The sequence below is a fragment of the Bacillus mycoides genome, assembly GCF_000832605.1.
GTDB lineage: Bacteria > Bacillota > Bacilli > Bacillales > Bacillaceae_G > Bacillus_A > Bacillus_A mycoides.
Map to the genome: position 1 here is coordinate 1084352 of NZ_CP009692.1, position 18533 is coordinate 1102884.

The following is an 18533-nucleotide window of genomic DNA, read 5'->3' on the forward strand; positions in this document are numbered from 1 at the left end:
AGTGAAAAGGCGGGAAGCAGATGGGTGCATATGACAAAATGATTGAGGTTGTGAAAAATTGGGATCCGTTTCAAATGGGACCGGAGTTTTATGAAACAGAAGCGAGCGATGTTGTAAACGTCGTAAGTGTGTTTGATGATCCGAAATACATCGCAAAGAAGATTCAACATATATACTTTATGTCTTTTGAAGAAGTACCTGCACTTGAAAAATGCGAAAAATTAGCAGTAGAGTTACTCGTACTAAAAGAAGGCGGAAGTTGTTCGTTATAGGCTGTCGGAATTTACGACAGCCTTTTTGTTTATTTTCATTTGTGCTGATTGATTAAAGCTTCACTTTATCCCGTTTTAACGGGCAGTAAGACTCCCGCCTCAAAATTAGGTTGAAGCAAAGAGGTTAGGCGAGAAATCAAACTGCCCGTAAAAACCCGATTGGTGAAGGCTAATAATCCGTGGGGATAGAGCCTCCCACGGATTAAAGCTTCACTTTATTGCGTCGCAAACGTAATAATTTCTTCATAAACATGATCGGGCTTTTCTTCAGGTAGTAAGTGCCCTGTATTTTCGTAAGAAATGAAAGTTGAATTAGGTAGGTCCTTATGGAGACGGTGTCCTACATGTACAGGGACGACGCGATCTTTTTCACCCCAAATGAGTAATACTGGGGTTTCGATTTTTTGTAATTCAGTTGAAGATAAGTCACCTTCACGGTCTCTTATCATTCGAGTTAAAGCAGGGAATATACGATCATCATAAAAAGGAGCAGCATAGCCTTCCATCATTTCATTGTCAATTAATGAATGGTCATGAACGACATTCATTAAGTTATGGACGATGCCCCTTCGAATAATCCAGTTCTTCACGTATAAGTGGAAGAACGGTAAATAAGAGGAGTACAGTAAAGGTAAGTTTGCGCGTGCTAAATAACTAGAGCTACATAGTAAAATCGTCTTTGAAATTAATTCAGGGCGTAGTCGGTTTACAAAGAGTGAAATTTGTCCGCCCATAGAATGGCCAACTAGTACAATATTCGAGAGAGATAAATGTTCGATTAAATCGATAATAATAGCTGCTAAATTGTGATAAGAATATTTAAAGAGATGAGATTTATCACTTTTTCCGAATGGTGGTAAATCAAGGGCAATTACTGTACCTTCCTTTGTTAGTAAAGGAATGAGTCGTCGATAGCTAAATGAGGAAGAGAGGAAGCCGTGAACGAGTACGAAAGTAGGTCGTTCTTTTTTAGTATTATGTTCATACAATTCGTAATGAATAGTAGTCCCGCGAGTGGAAAAAGTGAAGTAAGGGCATTTGCATTCATGGTTCATTTTTTGTCACTCCATTGATTTTTGTTCATATCATCTCCCGGTAAGAAACAAAATATGTTAACAAAAAAAGGCAAGATGACATCGTCATCTTGCCTTTCGCTTATTTATCCCGCTATTCGCCGGGCAGTAGACTCCCACCTCAAAATTCGGCGAATGCGAGGAAGTTAGGTGGGAGTCTACTGCCCGTAAAAGCCCGATTGGTGAAGGCTGATAATCAGTGGGGATGGACAAAACCCCCACTGATTAAAGTTTCACTTTATAATTACCCACGCACAATATTAGGTGGTGTTTTTCCTTGTAATCCTGCTACTAAATTTTCAGCAGCTGTCATTGCCATTTGCTGCCGAGTTTTTAATGTTGCAGATCCGATGTGCGGTAAAGTTACAACGTTTTGTAATGATAAGAGCGGATTCTCTTTTTGAATCGGCTCTTGTGTAAATGTGTCGATGCCGGCTGCAAATATTTTCTTTTCTGTTAACGCATGAATTAATGCAGTTTCATCTACTGTTTTCCCGCGAGAAGCATTAATGAAAATTGCTGTTTCTTTCATTAGTGAAAATTCCTTTTCACCGATAAGATGATACGTTTCATCTGTTAATGGAGTAAGAAGAATAATAAAATCAGATTGTTTGATTAAAGTTTGTAAATCACAATATGTAGCATCAAATTTTTGCTCAGCTTCTTCTTTACGGCGACGATTATAGTAAAGGACATTCATATCAAAGCCGAATTTCGCTCGTTTTGCGACAGCTTCTCCAATTCGTCCCATTCCGATAATACCAATCGTACTATGATGTACATCTAGTCCGAAGTGTTCTTTTCCAATTTCAGCGTTCCATTCACCATTTTTTACATAGGAATTGAGTTCGCAAACACGGCGACCAGCAGATAACATAAGAGCGAAAACGAGATCGGCTACTGTATCATCTAACACATATGGAGTATTCGTTCCGATAACATTTTGTTTTTCCATCGCTTTTAAATCAAAGTTATCATGGCCAACAGAAATGTTACTTACTACTTTTAAATTAGGAGCAACCTGCAATAACTCTTCATTTATAGTAGATCCGAAATTTAATAACCCATCTTTATCTTTTATTTTTTCTAATAGAACATCACGAGGTACTTTCTCATTTTGATCCCATTTTTCAAAATCACAGTGTTCTGATAAATAGTTTTCTACAAATGTTGGAACTGGTTCGGCAATATATACTTTTGGTTTCACGGTTCCATCCCCTTTCCTCTTTCCTCTTTACCTGGATTGGTGTGTGCTAATAATCAGCGGGATAAAGCATTCCACTGATTAAAGTTTCACTTTATCCCGCATTAACGGACAGTAAGCTTTCCGCCTTGAAGAACAGCTAAGGCAAAGAATATAAGTTGGAAAGCAACTATCCGTAAATGCCCGATTGGTGCGGGTTAATAATCAGCGGGATAGAGCATTCCGCTGATTAAAGTTTCACTTTATTTTGACATAATTCTCAAAAAAAATCTTCTTTTCAAACTGGAAAGAGTATTTGTATAATTTAGACAGAAACTAAAAGGAAGGATGATTTATATGGTGACAGAGAAAGAATTGGAATTATTAGCTTGTCTTGAAAAGAATAGTCGTTTATCTGTAGATACATTAGCGAAGTTGTTAAATATAGAAGTAGAAGAAGTGAAAAAAATGGTTGCGAAATTAGAAAGTGAAAAGATTATCGTGGACTATGTAACACATATCGATTGGACAAAAGTGAAAGAACATACTGGTTTAACGGCGATGATTGATGTGAAAGTTACACCGAAGCGTGGTGTCGGTTTTGATGCAGTAGCTGAACAAATTTATCGCTATTCAGAAGTGAAATCCGTTTATTTAATGTCTGGGACATATGACCTTTCTATTACATTAGAAGGAAAGACGATGGGAGAAGTAGCGATGTTTGTTTCTGAGAAATTAGCAACAATTGAATCTGTCGTTTCAACGACAACTCATTTTATTTTGAAGAAGTATAAACATGAGGGGATTATTTATGAAAAGACAGATGATGATAAGAGAATTGTGGTGACACCGTGAAGCAATTTGACCTATCTAGAGTAGCAGAATCTTTACAACCGTCCGGTATACGAAAGTTTTTTGATTTAGCGGCAAGTATGAAAGGTGTTATTTCACTTGGAGTGGGAGAGCCGGACTTTGTTACACCTTGGAATGTAAGGCAAGCATGTATTCGTTCTTTAGAACAAGGATATACGTCATATACAGCAAATGCAGGATTATTGGAGCTCCGTCAAGAAATAGCAAAGTATCTAAAAAAACAATTTGCAGTATCTTATGATCCGAATGATGAAATCATTGTTACAGTTGGAGCGAGTCAAGCGCTAGATGTAGCGATGCGTGCTATTGTAAACCCTGATGATGAAATACTTATTATTGAACCAAGTTTCGTTTCGTATGCACCGCTTGTTACGTTAGCGGGCGGGGCCCCTGTTCCAGTGGCGACTTCATTAGAAGATGAATTTAAAGTACAGCCAGATCAAATTGAAGCAGCTATTACAACGAAAACAAAGGCAATATTACTTTGTTCTCCCAATAACCCAACAGGCGCAATGTTAAATAAATCCGAATTAGAAAAGCTAGCTGTTATTGTTGAGAAGTATAATTTAATCGTGTTATCGGATGAAATTTATGCAGAGCTCGTATACGACGAAGCATATACGAGTTTCGCGAGTATTAAAAATATGCGTGACCATACGATTTTAATTTCAGGATTTTCAAAAGGGTTTGCCATGACGGGATGGCGTCTTGGGATGATTGCAGCCCCTGTTCAATTTTCAGAATTAATGCTCAAAATCCACCAGTATTCAATGATGTGTGCACCGACGATGTCTCAATTTGCAGCACTTGAAGCATTACGCGGGGGAAATGATGAAGTAATTCGAATGAGAGATAGCTATAAAAAACGTCGTAACTTTATGACGACATCTTTCAATGAAATGGGCTTAACATGTCATGTGCCAGGCGGGGCATTTTATGTCTTCCCTTCTATAGCTTCAACCGGACTATCTTCAGCAGAATTTGCAGAACAATTATTATTAGAAGAAAAAGTGGCTGTTGTTCCTGGAAATGTGTTTGGCGGGAGTGGTGAAGGATTTATTCGTTGTTCATATGCAACATCGCTTGAGCAACTTATGGAAGCAATGAAGAGAATGGAACGGTTCATAGAGAATAAAAAAAGGACAAAACACAATACGTTTTGTCCATAAAAGGGGGGGAATACTAGAAAGCCATGTGTTAGTATTCTATCCTAATATTGGAGAATTATACGTATTACAGGAAATTTTTTCGTGAATTTTGAATGAGTTCTATCAAAGTGGTATAATTTACTAATATAAGGTGGGAGTATCCTCGGTGTTTTACTTAGGATACTTACCACTAATCGGATATTTAACAATAAATACATCTGCTTTGCTATTTACAATTGTAGAGAAAATGGTAAACGTATGGGAGTGTTTCACATGTCAGAACAATATACAACGGGAGTGGTTGTAACAGGGAAAGTAACTGGAATTCAAGATTACGGTGCATTTGTAGCTTTGGATGCAGAAACACAAGGACTTGTGCATATATCTGAAATCACAAATGGGTATGTAAAAGACATTCATGACTTTTTAAAGGTCGGAGATACAGTAGAAGTAAAAGTACTTTCAATTGATGAAGAACACAGAAAAATGAGTTTATCGTTAAAAGCGGCGAAAAGAAAGCAAGGACGAATTCTTATACCGAATCCATCAGAGAACGGATTTAATACACTGCGAGAAAAGCTAGCAGAATGGATTGAAGAGTCGGAGGTAATAAAGTAAAAGAGGAACGCATATGAGCGTTCCTCTTTTACTGTGACTTATGATATATATATTTGCAAATATGATTGCATGCAATCATATTCGTATGTCGGAGGCGAAAAAGACATACTGACTATTGAATTTCATGTGTTTCTGGGTGAGTACCAAGATTCTCGGATGGTTTAAATAGTAAGCCGAGATTGATAAGCCCAGAAATACCAACGATGCCGTAAATAATACGTGCAAGAGCTGATTTCTGTCCCCCGAAAATAGCTGCTACTAAGTCAAACTGGAAGAACCCGATCAGTCCCCAGTTAACAGCGCCGATTACAGTGAAGACTAATGCGATACGTTGCAAGGTACTCATGAAAAGCCCCCCTTAATGTGAAGCGTGAGCAAGCAAGGAGTTAATAAGAAAATTTAACTCCTTTATAGAATGGTATAGTTTTGTTGTTTTTATACATGAAAAATGTACGAAAAACGATGTATATACATCTATACCGAAAAATTCGAATTTTTATGCAAAAAATGAACTTTTTCTAAAAAATAAATAATGGTTACGTTTACAATTGTTGAATCGCTTGATTTACAACTTTAGTTTCGCTAAAGTGAATACAGAAATACATATACATAATTGGAGGGAAAAAGATGAGTACACATGTAACGTTCGACTATTCTAAAGCGTTATCCTTCATCGGTGAAAATGAACTAACTTATTTACGTGATGCAGTAAAAGTAACACATCATGCAATCCACGAAAAAACTGGAGCTGGGAACGATTTCCTTGGGTGGGTAGAGCTTCCGCTTCAATATGACAAAGAAGAATTCGCTCGCATTCAAAAATGCGCAGAAAAAATTAAAAATGACTCTGACATTTTACTTGTTGTAGGTATTGGTGGTTCTTACCTAGGAGCACGCGCAGCAATTGAAATGTTAAACCATTCTTTCTATAACACGCTTTCTAAAGAACAACGTAAAACTCCACAAGTGCTATTTGTTGGACAAAACATTAGCTCCACTTACATGAAAGATTTAATGGACGTACTAGAAGGTAAAGACTTTTCTATTAACGTTATTTCCAAATCAGGTACAACAACAGAGCCTGCAATCGCATTCCGTATTTTCCGTAAATTATTAGAAGAAAAGTATGGAAAAGAAGAAGCACGCAAACGTATTTATGCGACTACAGATAAAGCGCGCGGTGCTTTAAAAACATTATCTGATAATGAAGGCTACGAAACGTTCGTTATTCCAGATGATGTTGGCGGTCGTTTCTCTGTATTAACACCAGTAGGTTTATTGCCAATCGCTGTAAGTGGCCTAAACATTGAAGAGATGATGAAAGGTGCAGCTGCTGGCCATAATGATTTCGCGAAATCAGAACTTGAAGAAAACCCAGCTTACCAATACGCAGTAGTTCGTAATGCTCTATATAATAAAGGGAAAACAATTGAAATGCTTGTTAACTATGAGCCAGCACTTCACTACTTCTCTGAGTGGTGGAAACAGTTATTTGGTGAAAGTGAAGGAAAAGATCAAAAAGGTATTTTCCCATCTTCAGCAAACTTCTCAACTGACTTACACTCATTAGGTCAATACATTCAAGAAGGTCGTCGTGACCTATTCGAAACAGTTCTTAAAGTAGGTAAATCTACACACGAACTAAAAATCGAATTAGACGACAACGATTTAGATGGATTAAACTACCTTGCTGGTGAAACGATAGACTTCGTAAACACAAAAGCATACGAAGGTACATTACTTGCACATAGCGATGGCGGAGTACCAAACTTAATCGTAAACATCCCTGAATTAAATGAGTACACATTCGGTTACCTTGTATACTTCTTCGAAAAAGCATGTGCGATGAGCGGCTACCTATTAGGCGTAAATCCATTTGACCAACCAGGAGTAGAAGCATACAAGAAAAACATGTTTGCTTTACTTGGTAAACCAGGATTTGAAGAATTAAAAGCAGAATTAGAAGAGCGTTTAAAATAATGAAAAGCGATCGGGTCTCCGGTCGCTTTTTATTATTTTATTGAAAGGTACATCGGTATATTCAAACTAGAATGGGTATGCTAAAGGAAAAGTCTAGGAGGGATGGGCTTGATTCCGATTCAATCAAAATTAGAAGGATGTACATATGCGTTATATAAGTTAGAAGAGGTTATGAAACCACTTGGATATAGTATTGGCGGTAATTGGGATTATGATAAAGGATGCTTTGATTATAAAATCGACGAAGAAGAAGGGTATCAATTTTTACGCGTACCATTTACAGCGGTGGATGGGGAACTAGATGTGCCTGGTGTAATAGTCCGTCTTGAAACACCGTATATTCTTTCGCACGTATATCAAGACGAACTAGATGATAATGTTAATGCTTTAACAGCTGGAACGAGTGGATTGGATCAATTTGCGGAGCCGCAAGATCCAGATGGAGATGTGAAAAGAAAGTATGTCAATATTGGTAAAGTATTGGTACAAGAACTAGAAAATCATTTTTTTAATGGTGAATAACGATGAGTATGTCGCTTTCGATGAGAATGAAAGAATGAACTGGATTGATCATATATTGTTCGTCGCGCTTTACACCTAGTAAGAGAATGTTTTGCTTTAAAAGAGTATAGCTACAATTTGCAAAGGATTGTCCGGTGCAGGACGGGGGAATCTCCATCAGTTGTAATTTGTTATCAGAGATTTCATCGTAAAGTGAGAATAGTACACCTGAAATGGAAGGGAATAAAAGAGAAGCGGTAAATACATAGCTCGTTAATTTATTTCCTTCTATAATTTCTGATACGCCAGCTCTCGTTGCATTTTGGATTTGTTCAGAAGTAAGAAGTTCAGCGATGCAGTGAATGTTTGGATTAAGTCCTTTTGCGGTTAAAATATTTAAAATGGACTGTGTATCTGCTAAGCTTTCGTTCTTCTCTTTATCCGCTGTTATTAATATAGTGTGAGCTGTTGTAATGTTAGCTTTTAATAAAGTTTGATCGTGATGCGGACAACCTTTTATAAATTCTAAATGATGAAATGGCTTTGGAAGTAAAGAAAGTGTTTCATCAATTAAAACGATATCAAGGTCCGGTTGTAATATGTGCATTTGTTTTACAACATGTTTTGCACGCTCATTCCAGCCAACGATAATCATATGACCATTAGAGGTAGCAGCTGCTTCACCCTTAATTCTCATATATTGTTTATTAATCATGTCGGTAGCGAATAGAACCATATAATAAGAACAAAATCCCGTTCCTAATAAAATAATACATATACCAATAAGTTTTCCTATCGTTGTATGAGGGGCGAAATCGCCGTATCCAACGGTGAAAATGGTAACGATTGACCACCAAACCCCGTCGAACCATGTGGTGAAGTGAGATGGCTCTAATATATGTATAAGAAAGCCGGAGAAGGTAGTAAGTACAATAATAAAACAAATTAAACGAAATATAATGGAATCACGAAATGTATCTACTAAATTCGGACGGGATTTCAAGTTCCTATTCCTCCTTACTTTTCAGGACTACATTCATTGTTACCATTATAGAAAAAAGAAAAACTCTCTAATTAAAAAGAGAGTTCATTTCATAATTAATACATACTTTCAACTTCAGTTTGTTGAACACTTTCAAGATGCTGAAGAGCATAATAAACATCAGCAGTATGTCTTTTTTGATCGATAGACAATTTTAAATGTAAATAGTGCGAACCATTTTCCAATGTTTTGAGCTTCATGTTCTTAACTTTTATATCCATTTCTTTTATTTCTTCAATTACGGTCGGGATATTGTCCATATTTCGTACAACGAGTTTCACTGCGATATCACGTTGGCGAAATGATCTAGGACCGACGTATTTCATCGCTAATGGTATAAGTTCTACACTAATCATAAGGAAACACATTCCGAAAATAGCCTCGATATAGAAACCAGCTCCAACGGCAATGCCGATACCAGAAGCACCCCAAATCATAGCGGCGGTCGTTAACCCCGCAATACTATCGTTTCCTCTGCGTAAAATTACACCGGCACCTAAAAAACCAATTCCTGATACAATTTGAGCGGCAAGTCGAAGTGGATCCATATTCATATGATCGGTATGTGGTAAGTTGTAAGCTGCTTTAATAGAAACAATGGTTAGGAGGCAACTAATAATAGAAATAACTAAACACGTTTTTAAGCCGAGTGGTTTACGTTTTAATTCGCGCTCTAAACCGATAGCGAATCCTAAAATAGCCGAGAGACCTAGTTTTATTAATAAGTCGGTGTAGTCCATGTATATTCCTCCTTGTATGATATGGTATATGAATAAAACGTTTATCCCACTATTTGCGGGCAGTAAGCCCCGCCTCAAAATTCGCCGAATGCGAGAAAGTTAGGTGGGGGACGACTGCCCGTACATGCCCGATTGGTGAAGGCTAATAATCAGTGGGGGATGAATACCCCCCACTGATTAAAGTTTCACTTTATATAGATAGAAAGAAACGTTTTTTGACAGAGTGACTTTCTATAGAATATATGTAGGAATTACTTAGAAATGAAAGAGATGTTTCGTTTAAGTATATGATATTAAAAAAGAAATGTAGTTGGTTTCAAAAAAGTTTTCAAAAGGTGTTGCATTTCATTTTTTCACATGATATATTAATAAACGTCGCTGATGCAGAAACGCAGAAAACGACAAAAAAGAAATTGAAAAACATAGTTGACATCGAAAAATGAAGATGTTAATATGATGAAGTCGCTTCTGAAGCGGCAGATAAGTTCTTTGAAAACTGAACGAAACAAACAACGTGAACGTCAATTTTTATTTTTAGATGCTAGACAAACTAACTTTATTGGAGAGTTTGATCCTGGCTCAGGATGAACGCTGGCGGCGTGCCTAATACATGCAAGTCGAGCGAATGGATTAAGAGCTTGCTCTTATGAAGTTAGCGGCGGACGGGTGAGTAACACGTGGGTAACCTACCCATAAGACTGGGATAACTCCGGGAAACCGGGGCTAATACCGGATAATATTTTGAACTGCATAGTTCGAAATTGAAAGGCGGCTTCGGCTGTCACTTATGGATGGACCCGCGTCGCATTAGCTAGTTGGTGAGGTAACGGCTCACCAAGGCGACGATGCGTAGCCGACCTGAGAGGGTGATCGGCCACACTGGGACTGAGACACGGCCCAGACTCCTACGGGAGGCAGCAGTAGGGAATCTTCCGCAATGGACGAAAGTCTGACGGAGCAACGCCGCGTGAGTGATGAAGGCTTTCGGGTCGTAAAACTCTGTTGTTAGGGAAGAACAAGTGCTAGTTGAATAAGCTGGCACCTTGACGGTACCTAACCAGAAAGCCACGGCTAACTACGTGCCAGCAGCCGCGGTAATACGTAGGTGGCAAGCGTTATCCGGAATTATTGGGCGTAAAGCGCGCGCAGGTGGTTTCTTAAGTCTGATGTGAAAGCCCACGGCTCAACCGTGGAGGGTCATTGGAAACTGGGAGACTTGAGTGCAGAAGAGGAAAGTGGAATTCCATGTGTAGCGGTGAAATGCGTAGAGATATGGAGGAACACCAGTGGCGAAGGCGACTTTCTGGTCTGTAACTGACACTGAGGCGCGAAAGCGTGGGGAGCAAACAGGATTAGATACCCTGGTAGTCCACGCCGTAAACGATGAGTGCTAAGTGTTAGAGGGTTTCCGCCCTTTAGTGCTGAAGTTAACGCATTAAGCACTCCGCCTGGGGAGTACGGCCGCAAGGCTGAAACTCAAAGGAATTGACGGGGGCCCGCACAAGCGGTGGAGCATGTGGTTTAATTCGAAGCAACGCGAAGAACCTTACCAGGTCTTGACATCCTCTGAAAACTCTAGAGATAGAGCTTCTCCTTCGGGAGCAGAGTGACAGGTGGTGCATGGTTGTCGTCAGCTCGTGTCGTGAGATGTTGGGTTAAGTCCCGCAACGAGCGCAACCCTTGATCTTAGTTGCCATCATTAAGTTGGGCACTCTAAGGTGACTGCCGGTGACAAACCGGAGGAAGGTGGGGATGACGTCAAATCATCATGCCCCTTATGACCTGGGCTACACACGTGCTACAATGGACGGTACAAAGAGCTGCAAGACCGCGAGGTGGAGCTAATCTCATAAAACCGTTCTCAGTTCGGATTGTAGGCTGCAACTCGCCTACATGAAGCTGGAATCGCTAGTAATCGCGGATCAGCATGCCGCGGTGAATACGTTCCCGGGCCTTGTACACACCGCCCGTCACACCACGAGAGTTTGTAACACCCGAAGTCGGTGGGGTAACCTTTATGGAGCCAGCCGCCTAAGGTGGGACAGATGATTGGGGTGAAGTCGTAACAAGGTAGCCGTATCGGAAGGTGCGGCTGGATCACCTCCTTTCTATGGAGAATTGATGAACGCAGTTCATCAATAAACGTTGACTTGTTTTGTTTCGTTCAGTTTTGAGAGAACTATCTCTCAAGTTTAAATGTATGTTCTTTGAAAACTAGATAACAGTGTAGCTCATATTTTTTTAATTTTAGTTTGGTTAAGTTAGAAAGGGCGCACGGTGGATGCCTTGACACTAGGAGTCGATGAAGGACGGGACTAACGCCGATATGCTTCGGGGAGCTGTAAGTAAGCTTTGATCCAAAGATTTCCGAATGGGGAAACCCACTATACGTAATGGTATGGTATCCTTACCTGAATACATAGGGTATGGAAGACAGACCCAGGGAACTGAAACATCTAAGTACCTGGAGGAAGAGAAAGCAAATGCGATTTCCTGAGTAGCGGCGAGCGAAACGGAATCTAGCCCAAACCAAGAGGCTTGCCTCTTGGGGTTGTAGGACATTCTATACGGAGTTACAAAGGAACGAGGTAGACGAAGCGACCTGGAAAGGTCCGTCACAGAGGGTAATAACCCCGTAGTCGAAACTTCGTTCTCTCTTGAATGTATCCTGAGTACGGCGGAACACGTGAAATTCCGTCGGAATCTGGGAGGACCATCTCCCAAGGCTAAATACTCCCTAGTGATCGATAGTGAACCAGTACCGTGAGGGAAAGGTGAAAAGCACCCCGGAAGGGGAGTGAAAGAGATCCTGAAACCGTGTGCCTACAAATAGTCAGAGCCCGTTAATGGGTGATGGCGTGCCTTTTGTAGAATGAACCGGCGAGTTACGATCCCGTGCAAGGTTAAGCTGAAGAGGCGGAGCCGCAGCGAAAGCGAGTCTGAATAGGGCGTTTAGTACGTGGTCGTAGACCCGAAACCAGGTGATCTACCCATGTCCAGGGTGAAGTTCAGGTAACACTGAATGGAGGCCCGAACCCACGCACGTTGAAAAGTGCGGGGATGAGGTGTGGGTAGCGGAGAAATTCCAATCGAACCTGGAGATAGCTGGTTCTCCCCGAAATAGCTTTAGGGCTAGCCTTAAGTGTAAGAGTCTTGGAGGTAGAGCACTGATTGAACTAGGGGTCCTCATCGGATTACCGAATTCAGTCAAACTCCGAATGCCAATGACTTATCCTTAGGAGTCAGACTGCGAGTGATAAGATCCGTAGTCAAGAGGGAAACAGCCCAGATCGCCAGCTAAGGTCCCAAAGTGTGTATTAAGTGGAAAAGGATGTGGAGTTGCTTAGACAACTAGGATGTTGGCTCAGAAGCAGCCACCATTTAAAGAGTGCGTAATAGCTCACTAGTCGAGTGACTCTGCGCCGAAAATGTACCGGGGCTAAATACACCACCGAAGCTGCGAATTGATACCAATGGTATCAGTGGTAGGGGAGCGTTCTAAGTGCAGTGAAGTCAGACCGGAAGGACTGGTGGAGCGCTTAGAAGTGAGAATGCCGGTATGAGTAGCGAAAGACGGGTGAGAATCCCGTCCACCGAATGCCTAAGGTTTCCTGAGGAAGGCTCGTCCGCTCAGGGTTAGTCAGGACCTAAGCCGAGGCCGACAGGCGTAGGCGATGGACAACAGGTTGATATTCCTGTACCACCTCTTTATCGTTTGAGCAATGGAGGGACGCAGAAGGATAGAAGAAGCGTGCGATTGGTTGTGCACGTCCAAGCAGTTAGGCTGATAAGTAGGCAAATCCGCTTATCGTGAAGGCTGAGCTGTGATGGGGAAGCTCCTTATGGAGCGAAGTCTTTGATTCCCCGCTGCCAAGAAAAGCTTCTAGCGAGATAAAAGGTGCCTGTACCGCAAACCGACACAGGTAGGCGAGGAGAGAATCCTAAGGTGTGCGAGAGAACTCTGGTTAAGGAACTCGGCAAAATGACCCCGTAACTTCGGGAGAAGGGGTGCTTTCTTAACGGAAAGCCGCAGTGAATAGGCCCAAGCGACTGTTTAGCAAAAACACAGGTCTCTGCGAAGCCGTAAGGCGAAGTATAGGGGCTGACACCTGCCCGGTGCTGGAAGGTTAAGGAGAGGGGTTAGCGTAAGCGAAGCTCTGAACTGAAGCCCCAGTAAACGGCGGCCGTAACTATAACGGTCCTAAGGTAGCGAAATTCCTTGTCGGGTAAGTTCCGACCCGCACGAAAGGTGTAACGATTTGGGCACTGTCTCAACCAGAGACTCGGTGAAATTATAGTACCTGTGAAGATGCAGGTTACCCGCGACAGGACGGAAAGACCCCGTGGAGCTTTACTGTAGCCTGATATTGAATTTTGGTACAGTTTGTACAGGATAGGCGGGAGCCATTGAAACCGGAGCGCTAGCTTCGGTGGAGGCGCTGGTGGGATACCGCCCTGACTGTATTGAAATTCTAACCTACGGGTCTTATCGACCCGGGAGACAGTGTCAGGTGGGCAGTTTGACTGGGGCGGTCGCCTCCTAAAGTGTAACGGAGGCGCCCAAAGGTTCCCTCAGAATGGTTGGAAATCATTCGTAGAGTGCAAAGGCATAAGGGAGCTTGACTGCGAGACCTACAAGTCGAGCAGGGACGAAAGTCGGGCTTAGTGATCCGGTGGTTCCGCATGGAAGGGCCATCGCTCAACGGATAAAAGCTACCCCGGGGATAACAGGCTTATCTCCCCCAAGAGTCCACATCGACGGGGAGGTTTGGCACCTCGATGTCGGCTCATCGCATCCTGGGGCTGTAGTCGGTCCCAAGGGTTGGGCTGTTCGCCCATTAAAGCGGTACGCGAGCTGGGTTCAGAACGTCGTGAGACAGTTCGGTCCCTATCCGTCGTGGGCGCAGGAAATTTGAGAGGAGCTGTCCTTAGTACGAGAGGACCGGGATGGACGCACCGCTGGTGTACCAGTTGTTCTGCCAAGGGCATAGCTGGGTAGCTATGTGCGGAAGGGATAAGTGCTGAAAGCATCTAAGCATGAAGCCCCCCTCAAGATGAGATTTCCCATAGCGTAAGCTAGTAAGATCCCTGAAAGATGATCAGGTTGATAGGTTCGAGGTGGAAGCATGGTGACATGTGGAGCTGACGAATACTAATAGATCGAGGACTTAACCATATAATATGAAGCAATGTTATCTAGTTTTGAAAGAATATAAAAAACTTGTTGACTTTAAATGTCGAATAAGTTATGATAATTCTTGTCTTAAATGAATACAGTCTGGTAATGATGGCAGAGAGGTCACACCCGTTCCCATACCGAACACGGAAGTTAAGCTCTCTAGCGCCGATGGTAGTTGGGACCTTGTCCCTGTGAGAGTAGGACGTTGCCAGGCAATTCGGAGGATTAGCTCAGCTGGGAGAGCACCTGCCTTACAAGCAGGGGGTCGGCGGTTCGATCCCGTCATCCTCCACCATTTAGCCGACTTAGCTCAATTGGTAGAGCAACTGACTTGTAATCAGTAGGTTGGGGGTTCAAGTCCTCTAGTCGGCACCAGAAAATCATGGCGGTTGTGGCGAAGTGGTTAACGCACCGGATTGTGGCTCCGGCACTCGTGGGTTCAATTCCCATCAGTCGCCCCATTTTTCTTTTTAAATTATAATATGCGGGTGTGGCGGAATTGGCAGACGCACTAGACTTAGGATCTAGCGCCTTTGGCGTGGGGGTTCGACTCCCTTCACCCGCACTTTTAATAAAATAACTCAAACATGTCTTGCGGAAGTAGTTCAGTGGTAGAATACAACCTTGCCAAGGTTGGGGTCGCGGGTTCGAATCCCGTCTTCCGCTCCAATTTTCAGTATGACATGCCGGGGTGGCGGAACAGGCAGACGCACAGGACTTAAAATCCTGCGGTGGGTGACCACCGTGCGGGTTCGACCCCCGCCCTCGGCACCATATGCGCCCGTAGCTCAATTGGATAGAGCGTTTGACTACGGATCAAGAGGTTAGGGGTTCGACTCCTCTCGGGCGCGTTTTTTATTAACGGGAAGTGGCTCAGCTTGGTAGAGCACCTGGTTTGGGACCAGGGGGTCGCAGGTTCAAATCCTGTCTTCCCGATATTTTCAAAATATGGGGCCTTAGCTCAGCTGGGAGAGCGCCTGCCTTGCACGCAGGAGGTCAGCGGTTCGATCCCGCTAGGCTCCACTTATTTGAATATAACTTATGGCGGTGTAGCTCAGCTGGCTAGAGCGTACGGTTCATACCCGTGAGGTCGGGGGTTCGATCCCCTCCGCCGCTACCATAAAGGACCTTTAGCTCAGCTGGTTAGAGCAGACGGCTCATAACCGTCCGGTCGTAGGTTCGAGTCCTACAAGGTCCACCACTCAAAGTTCATATCTCGGAGGTATACCCAAGTTCGGCTGAAGGGATCGGTCTTGAAAACCGACAGGCGGCGAGAGTCGCGCGGGGGTTCGAATCCCTCTACCTCCTCCATTTTTTCTAAATTAAATATTATATCATCGCGGGGTGGAGCAGTACGGTAGCTCGTCGGGCTCATAACCCGAAGGTCGCAGGTTCAAATCCTGTCCCCGCAACCAAATGGTCCCGTGGTGTAGTGGTTAACATGCCTGCCTGTCACGCAGGAGATCGCCGGTTCGACCCCGGTCGGGACCGCCATTTTTTTACATAAAGGCTCGGTAGCTCAGTCGGTAGAGCAGAGGACTGAAAATCCTCGTGTCGGCGGTTCGATTCCGTCCCGAGCCACCATTTTGAAATCGCAAGCCGGCTTAGCTCAATTGGTAGAGCAACTGACTTGTAATCAGTAGGTTGGGGGTTCAAGTCCTCTAGCCGGCACCACTTTCAAAATGAGCCATTAGCTCAGTTGGTAGAGCATCTGACTTTTAATCAGAGGGTCGAAGGTTCGAATCCTTCATGGCTCACCATTTTTAATTTAATGCGGGTGTAGTTTAGTGGTAAAACAAGAGCCTTCCAAGCTCTGGTCGAGAGTTCGATTCTCTTCACCCGCTTTTTATGGGCCTATAGCTCAGCTGGTTAGAGCGCACGCCTGATAAGCGTGAGGTCGATGGTTCGAGTCCATTTAGGCCCACCATAATTATTCCGCAGTAGCTCAGTGGTAGAGCTATCGGCTGTTAACCGATCGGTCGTAGGTTCGAGTCCTACCTGCGGAGCCATATTATAGAGAAGTACCCAAGTGGCTCAAGGGGCTCCCCTGCTAAGGGAGTAGATCGCGAACGCGGTGCGAGGGTTCGAATCCCTTCTTCTCTGCCAGATTTTGGCCCGTTGGTCAAGTGGTTAAGACACCGCCCTTTCACGGCGGTAACACGGGTTCGAATCCCGTACGGGTCATACTAAAAGAGATAGCATAATCTGCTATCTCTTTTTTGTTGTATATATGTTATCTAAAGCGAACTTTTAGTAGTCTGCTTTTTTTATAAAAGATGGAGTATGAAAAGGTCATTATAGGGGGGGGGGTTCTACTGGAAAAGATACCTAAAATGTTAAAGCATCTTTCGCTAGATAACCACCTTTACACTGATTTCGCCATCGCTCTACTGAATATCAAGTTCACTGCAATCACGATGACTGCACCGATAAGGGTTGCAAATACACGGTCGAACAGAATGATAAACTGGAACGGCTTGCCGGCTTCCATGATCAAAATAATGAGCGGGATCATGGTTGCAGAGTATACAAGATAATTTCGAACCTTTAGAAGAGGTCGAACACCTGCGAATAGCCCGATACTTATAACTAACCCCCAAATTGGTAGACTAGTTGCGAGAAGCAAGCTCGCAACAATCACGCCGATTACTGTACCAAGCACTCGTTGTGTTGTTTTGATTGGAAAGAGTTCTATTTTCCGCTGAGTAAGGATTGCTACGGTAATTGCAATCCAATAGAAGTGGTGCTCGGGCCAAAGTATTCGCAATCCCTCAGCTATACCTAGACATAATGCGAGCCTGATTGGGAATTGCCAACTGGATAGGTGTGCAAGAGAGTTCCACCATAGAATGATTTTTTTCGATGTTGGCCCTTTCACAGCTCCATCCAGCGATGATTTAAAACAACGGTGTACCCAGATGCCTAGCACCAAGCTGATACTGACGGTCCAAATCGCCCCTGCTAAGATTGAAAAAATTAGTTCCATCCGGTACTCCGTCTGGTCGACCATATTGAGGATGATAATCAGGAATACGACAAAGCGTGTTGTTGCCACCGCCAAGGCACGACTATATCCGCCAATTAACGCAGCAAGGCTTACCAGCAGGATCAAGACTCCAAATGTCAGATAGCCATGTCCGAAAGAGAGAACAGCAGCAATCGCAGCGAGCACTACTGATATCAGCGCTGATGCCAACCTTTTCCCGTGATTTATAAAACTCGAACCGACTTTCACGCTACTGACTGCCAAACTACCGACCGATGCAGCAAAACCAAGAGCGGGATAGCCTAGAACTGTGGCGAACAGAACGGGTCCGGCCATACCTATGCCGGCGGAAATGAGTTCTACTATTTCTACCTTGGCCTCCTTAGACCAAGAAAACACTTGAGCCCTATATGTCTTTACATTCATCTATAGCACCTCTTCCGACCCAAAGAGTAGGGTACAGTTTAATAATAGGCTCTTTCTTTAATCCATGGACATGTGGTGATACCTATGTCCATCAGGCTAATATTTTGAAGTATCCCCAAAATGAAAATTTTATCTTTCCAGAGTTATTTATAATAATTCAGCTCATTTTTTTCGATATGGGGAAATACCAATTTCTTAAGTTGATGGCAATGTATGGTGACCCCTTATAAAAACCTCTAAAAGTATTGCTGCGGATTTACAAAAGTTAAATGATGAGAATTATGTGAAGGCTAACTTCTTCGCTCCAGCCAAATTTTGAGGTGGGAGTCTTACTACCCACAAATAGCGGGATAAATAATATAGATAGAAGAAGCTATTCTTGTCGAAACGTCGATATAACCAAAGTTGTGTTCAATATAATTTCACTTACCAAGAAAACTTTAAGAAAAAACCTTTCACAATCTAAAGAAAACGCCTCCATTGAGATGGATTTCACCCGCATTCTAACAACT

12 protein-coding genes, 22 tRNA genes and 3 rRNA genes are annotated in these 18533 nt (G+C 42.8%); 31 read left to right on the plus strand and 6 right to left on the minus strand.

Annotated elements, in window-relative coordinates; translation table 11 throughout:
• Positions 1-20 precede the first annotated feature (20 nt).
• The gene (locus BG05_RS07390; RefSeq protein ID WP_002015854.1) at positions 21-272 is read left to right on the plus strand and encodes a YugE family protein; all 252 of its coding nucleotides are present in this window, start codon (positions 21-23) and stop codon (positions 270-272) included.
• Between the two features lie 215 nt (positions 273-487).
• Here the strand turns inward: BG05_RS07390 and BG05_RS07395 are convergent, their stop codons facing one another.
• Together BG05_RS07395 and BG05_RS07400 are read right to left on the minus strand one after the other, a co-directional pair.
• A complete protein-coding gene (locus BG05_RS07395; protein WP_002034539.1) occupies positions 488-1327 on the minus strand; it encodes an alpha/beta fold hydrolase in 840 nt (279 codons plus the stop codon).
• A gap of 262 nt (positions 1328-1589) precedes the next feature.
• Positions 1590-2552: a 2-hydroxyacid dehydrogenase gene (locus BG05_RS07400; protein ID WP_002129689.1), complete on the minus strand. Its 963-nt coding sequence runs from the start codon at positions 2550-2552 to the stop codon at positions 1590-1592.
• Positions 2553-2885: 333 nt separating this feature from the next.
• Between BG05_RS07400 and BG05_RS07405 the strand changes: the two genes are divergently transcribed.
• From BG05_RS07405 to yugI, 3 genes are all read left to right on the plus strand, one after another.
• A complete protein-coding gene (locus BG05_RS07405) occupies positions 2886-3383 on the plus strand; it encodes an Lrp/AsnC family transcriptional regulator (protein WP_002129688.1) in 498 nt (165 codons plus the stop codon).
• Positions 3380-4570, plus strand: coding sequence for an aminotransferase (locus BG05_RS07410; protein ID WP_016127725.1), 1191 nt, complete (start codon positions 3380-3382; stop codon positions 4568-4570). Before BG05_RS07405 ends, BG05_RS07410 begins: the two co-directional genes overlap by 4 nt.
• 252 nt (positions 4571-4822) lie before the next feature.
• Entirely contained in the window at positions 4823-5167 is a 345-nt protein-coding gene (gene yugI / locus BG05_RS07415) for a S1 domain-containing post-transcriptional regulator GSP13 (RefSeq protein WP_002015848.1), read from the plus strand.
• A 112-nt stretch (positions 5168-5279) separates the two neighbouring features.
• Here the strand turns inward: yugI and BG05_RS07420 are convergent, their stop codons facing one another.
• Positions 5280-5513 (minus strand): DUF378 domain-containing protein, encoded by a 234-nt coding sequence (locus BG05_RS07420; protein WP_002089278.1) that lies wholly within the window; start codon positions 5511-5513, stop codon positions 5280-5282.
• Positions 5514-5794: 281 nt separating this feature from the next.
• Here BG05_RS07420 and BG05_RS07425 point away from each other — a divergent pair, with 281 nt between their 5' ends.
• Both BG05_RS07425 and BG05_RS07430 read left to right on the plus strand, forming a co-directional pair.
• The gene (locus BG05_RS07425) at positions 5795-7147 is read left to right on the plus strand and encodes a glucose-6-phosphate isomerase (RefSeq protein WP_002015845.1); all 1353 of its coding nucleotides are present in this window, start codon (positions 5795-5797) and stop codon (positions 7145-7147) included.
• A gap of 108 nt (positions 7148-7255) precedes the next feature.
• A complete protein-coding gene (locus tag BG05_RS07430) occupies positions 7256-7669 on the plus strand; it encodes a YugN-like family protein (protein ID WP_002131278.1) in 414 nt (137 codons plus the stop codon).
• On the opposite strand, the gene BG05_RS07435 is transcribed toward BG05_RS07430, so the two are convergent.
• A complete protein-coding gene (locus BG05_RS07435) occupies positions 7656-8651 on the minus strand; it encodes a potassium channel family protein (RefSeq protein WP_003192106.1) in 996 nt (331 codons plus the stop codon). The genes BG05_RS07430 and BG05_RS07435 overlap by 14 nt on opposite strands.
• 95 nt (positions 8652-8746) lie before the next feature.
• Positions 8747-9430 (minus strand): MgtC/SapB family protein, encoded by a 684-nt coding sequence (locus BG05_RS07440; RefSeq protein WP_002034530.1) that lies wholly within the window; start codon positions 9428-9430, stop codon positions 8747-8749.
• A 556-nt stretch (positions 9431-9986) separates the two neighbouring features.
• Here BG05_RS07440 and BG05_RS07445 point away from each other — a divergent pair.
• The 25 genes from BG05_RS07445 to BG05_RS07565 all read left to right on the plus strand — a co-directional run bounded on the left by BG05_RS07445 (position 9987) and on the right by BG05_RS07565 (position 16793).
• Positions 9987-11538 (plus strand): 16S ribosomal RNA (locus BG05_RS07445).
• A gap of 146 nt (positions 11539-11684) precedes the next feature.
• Positions 11685-14606: ribosomal RNA gene (locus BG05_RS07450) — 23S ribosomal RNA — on the plus strand.
• Positions 14607-14707: 101 nt separating this feature from the next.
• Positions 14708-14823, plus strand: a 5S ribosomal RNA gene (gene rrf / locus BG05_RS07455).
• The 16S, 23S and 5S rRNA genes sit together here with 22 tRNA genes alongside, the layout of an rRNA operon.
• Before the next feature lie 5 nt (positions 14824-14828).
• Positions 14829-14904: transfer RNA gene (locus tag BG05_RS07460), tRNA-Val, on the plus strand.
• Positions 14905-14908: 4 nt separating this feature from the next.
• Positions 14909-14984 (plus strand) — tRNA-Thr (locus BG05_RS07465).
• Positions 14985-14994: 10 nt separating this feature from the next.
• Positions 14995-15070, plus strand: a tRNA-His gene (locus tag BG05_RS07470).
• Positions 15071-15093: 23 nt separating this feature from the next.
• Positions 15094-15174, plus strand: a tRNA-Leu gene (locus tag BG05_RS07475).
• A 29-nt stretch (positions 15175-15203) separates the two neighbouring features.
• Positions 15204-15278, plus strand: a tRNA-Gly gene (locus BG05_RS07480).
• Positions 15279-15294: 16 nt separating this feature from the next.
• Positions 15295-15383, plus strand: a tRNA-Leu gene (locus BG05_RS07485).
• Positions 15384-15386: 3 nt separating this feature from the next.
• Positions 15387-15460: transfer RNA gene (locus tag BG05_RS07490), tRNA-Arg, on the plus strand.
• Between the two features lie 11 nt (positions 15461-15471).
• A tRNA-Pro gene (locus tag BG05_RS07495) sits at positions 15472-15545 on the plus strand.
• A gap of 14 nt (positions 15546-15559) precedes the next feature.
• A tRNA-Ala gene (locus BG05_RS07500) sits at positions 15560-15632 on the plus strand.
• Between the two features lie 20 nt (positions 15633-15652).
• Positions 15653-15729, plus strand: a tRNA-Met gene (locus BG05_RS07505).
• A gap of 4 nt (positions 15730-15733) precedes the next feature.
• Positions 15734-15810: transfer RNA gene (locus tag BG05_RS07510), tRNA-Ile, on the plus strand.
• Positions 15811-15827: 17 nt separating this feature from the next.
• A tRNA-Ser gene (locus tag BG05_RS07515) sits at positions 15828-15920 on the plus strand.
• A 27-nt stretch (positions 15921-15947) separates the two neighbouring features.
• Positions 15948-16024: transfer RNA gene (locus BG05_RS07520), tRNA-Met, on the plus strand.
• Between the two features lie 3 nt (positions 16025-16027).
• Positions 16028-16103 (plus strand) — tRNA-Asp (locus tag BG05_RS07525).
• A 14-nt stretch (positions 16104-16117) separates the two neighbouring features.
• Positions 16118-16193 (plus strand) — tRNA-Phe (locus BG05_RS07530).
• 14 nt (positions 16194-16207) lie between these two features.
• Positions 16208-16283: transfer RNA gene (locus BG05_RS07535), tRNA-Thr, on the plus strand.
• Positions 16284-16293: 10 nt separating this feature from the next.
• Positions 16294-16369, plus strand: a tRNA-Lys gene (locus BG05_RS07540).
• A 13-nt stretch (positions 16370-16382) separates the two neighbouring features.
• Positions 16383-16453: transfer RNA gene (locus tag BG05_RS07545), tRNA-Gly, on the plus strand.
• A 6-nt stretch (positions 16454-16459) separates the two neighbouring features.
• A tRNA-Ile gene (locus BG05_RS07550) sits at positions 16460-16536 on the plus strand.
• 7 nt (positions 16537-16543) lie between these two features.
• Positions 16544-16618: transfer RNA gene (locus BG05_RS07555), tRNA-Asn, on the plus strand.
• Positions 16619-16624: 6 nt separating this feature from the next.
• A tRNA-Ser gene (locus tag BG05_RS07560) sits at positions 16625-16715 on the plus strand.
• 6 nt (positions 16716-16721) lie between these two features.
• A tRNA-Glu gene (locus BG05_RS07565) sits at positions 16722-16793 on the plus strand.
• A gap of 181 nt (positions 16794-16974) precedes the next feature.
• Here BG05_RS07565 and BG05_RS07570 read toward each other — a convergent pair.
• Complete coding sequence (locus BG05_RS07570; RefSeq protein ID WP_003192076.1) at positions 16975-18021, minus strand: FUSC family protein; 1047 nt, start codon at positions 18019-18021, stop codon at positions 16975-16977.
• Positions 18022-18533: the final 512 nt, after the last annotated feature.

Excerpts from the sequence above, each read along its gene's own strand:
- BG05_RS07390 (WP_002015854.1), top strand. The coding sequence starts at position 21 with ATGGGTGCATATGACAAAATGATTGAGGTTGTGAAAAATTGGGATCCG.
- BG05_RS07395 (WP_002034539.1), bottom strand. The coding sequence starts at position 1,327 with ATGAACCATGAATGCAAATGCCCTTACTTCACTTTTTCCACTCGCGGG.
- BG05_RS07405 (WP_002129688.1), top strand. The coding sequence starts at position 2,886 with ATGGTGACAGAGAAAGAATTGGAATTATTAGCTTGTCTTGAAAAGAAT.
- yugI (WP_002015848.1), top strand. The coding sequence starts at position 4,823 with ATGTCAGAACAATATACAACGGGAGTGGTTGTAACAGGGAAAGTAACT.
- BG05_RS07420 (WP_002089278.1), bottom strand. The coding sequence starts at position 5,513 with ATGAGTACCTTGCAACGTATCGCATTAGTCTTCACTGTAATCGGCGCT.
- BG05_RS07425 (WP_002015845.1), top strand. The coding sequence starts at position 5,795 with ATGAGTACACATGTAACGTTCGACTATTCTAAAGCGTTATCCTTCATC.
- BG05_RS07440 (WP_002034530.1), bottom strand. The coding sequence starts at position 9,430 with ATGGACTACACCGACTTATTAATAAAACTAGGTCTCTCGGCTATTTTA.
- BG05_RS07570 (WP_003192076.1), bottom strand. The coding sequence starts at position 18,021 with ATGAATGTAAAGACATATAGGGCTCAAGTGTTTTCTTGGTCTAAGGAG.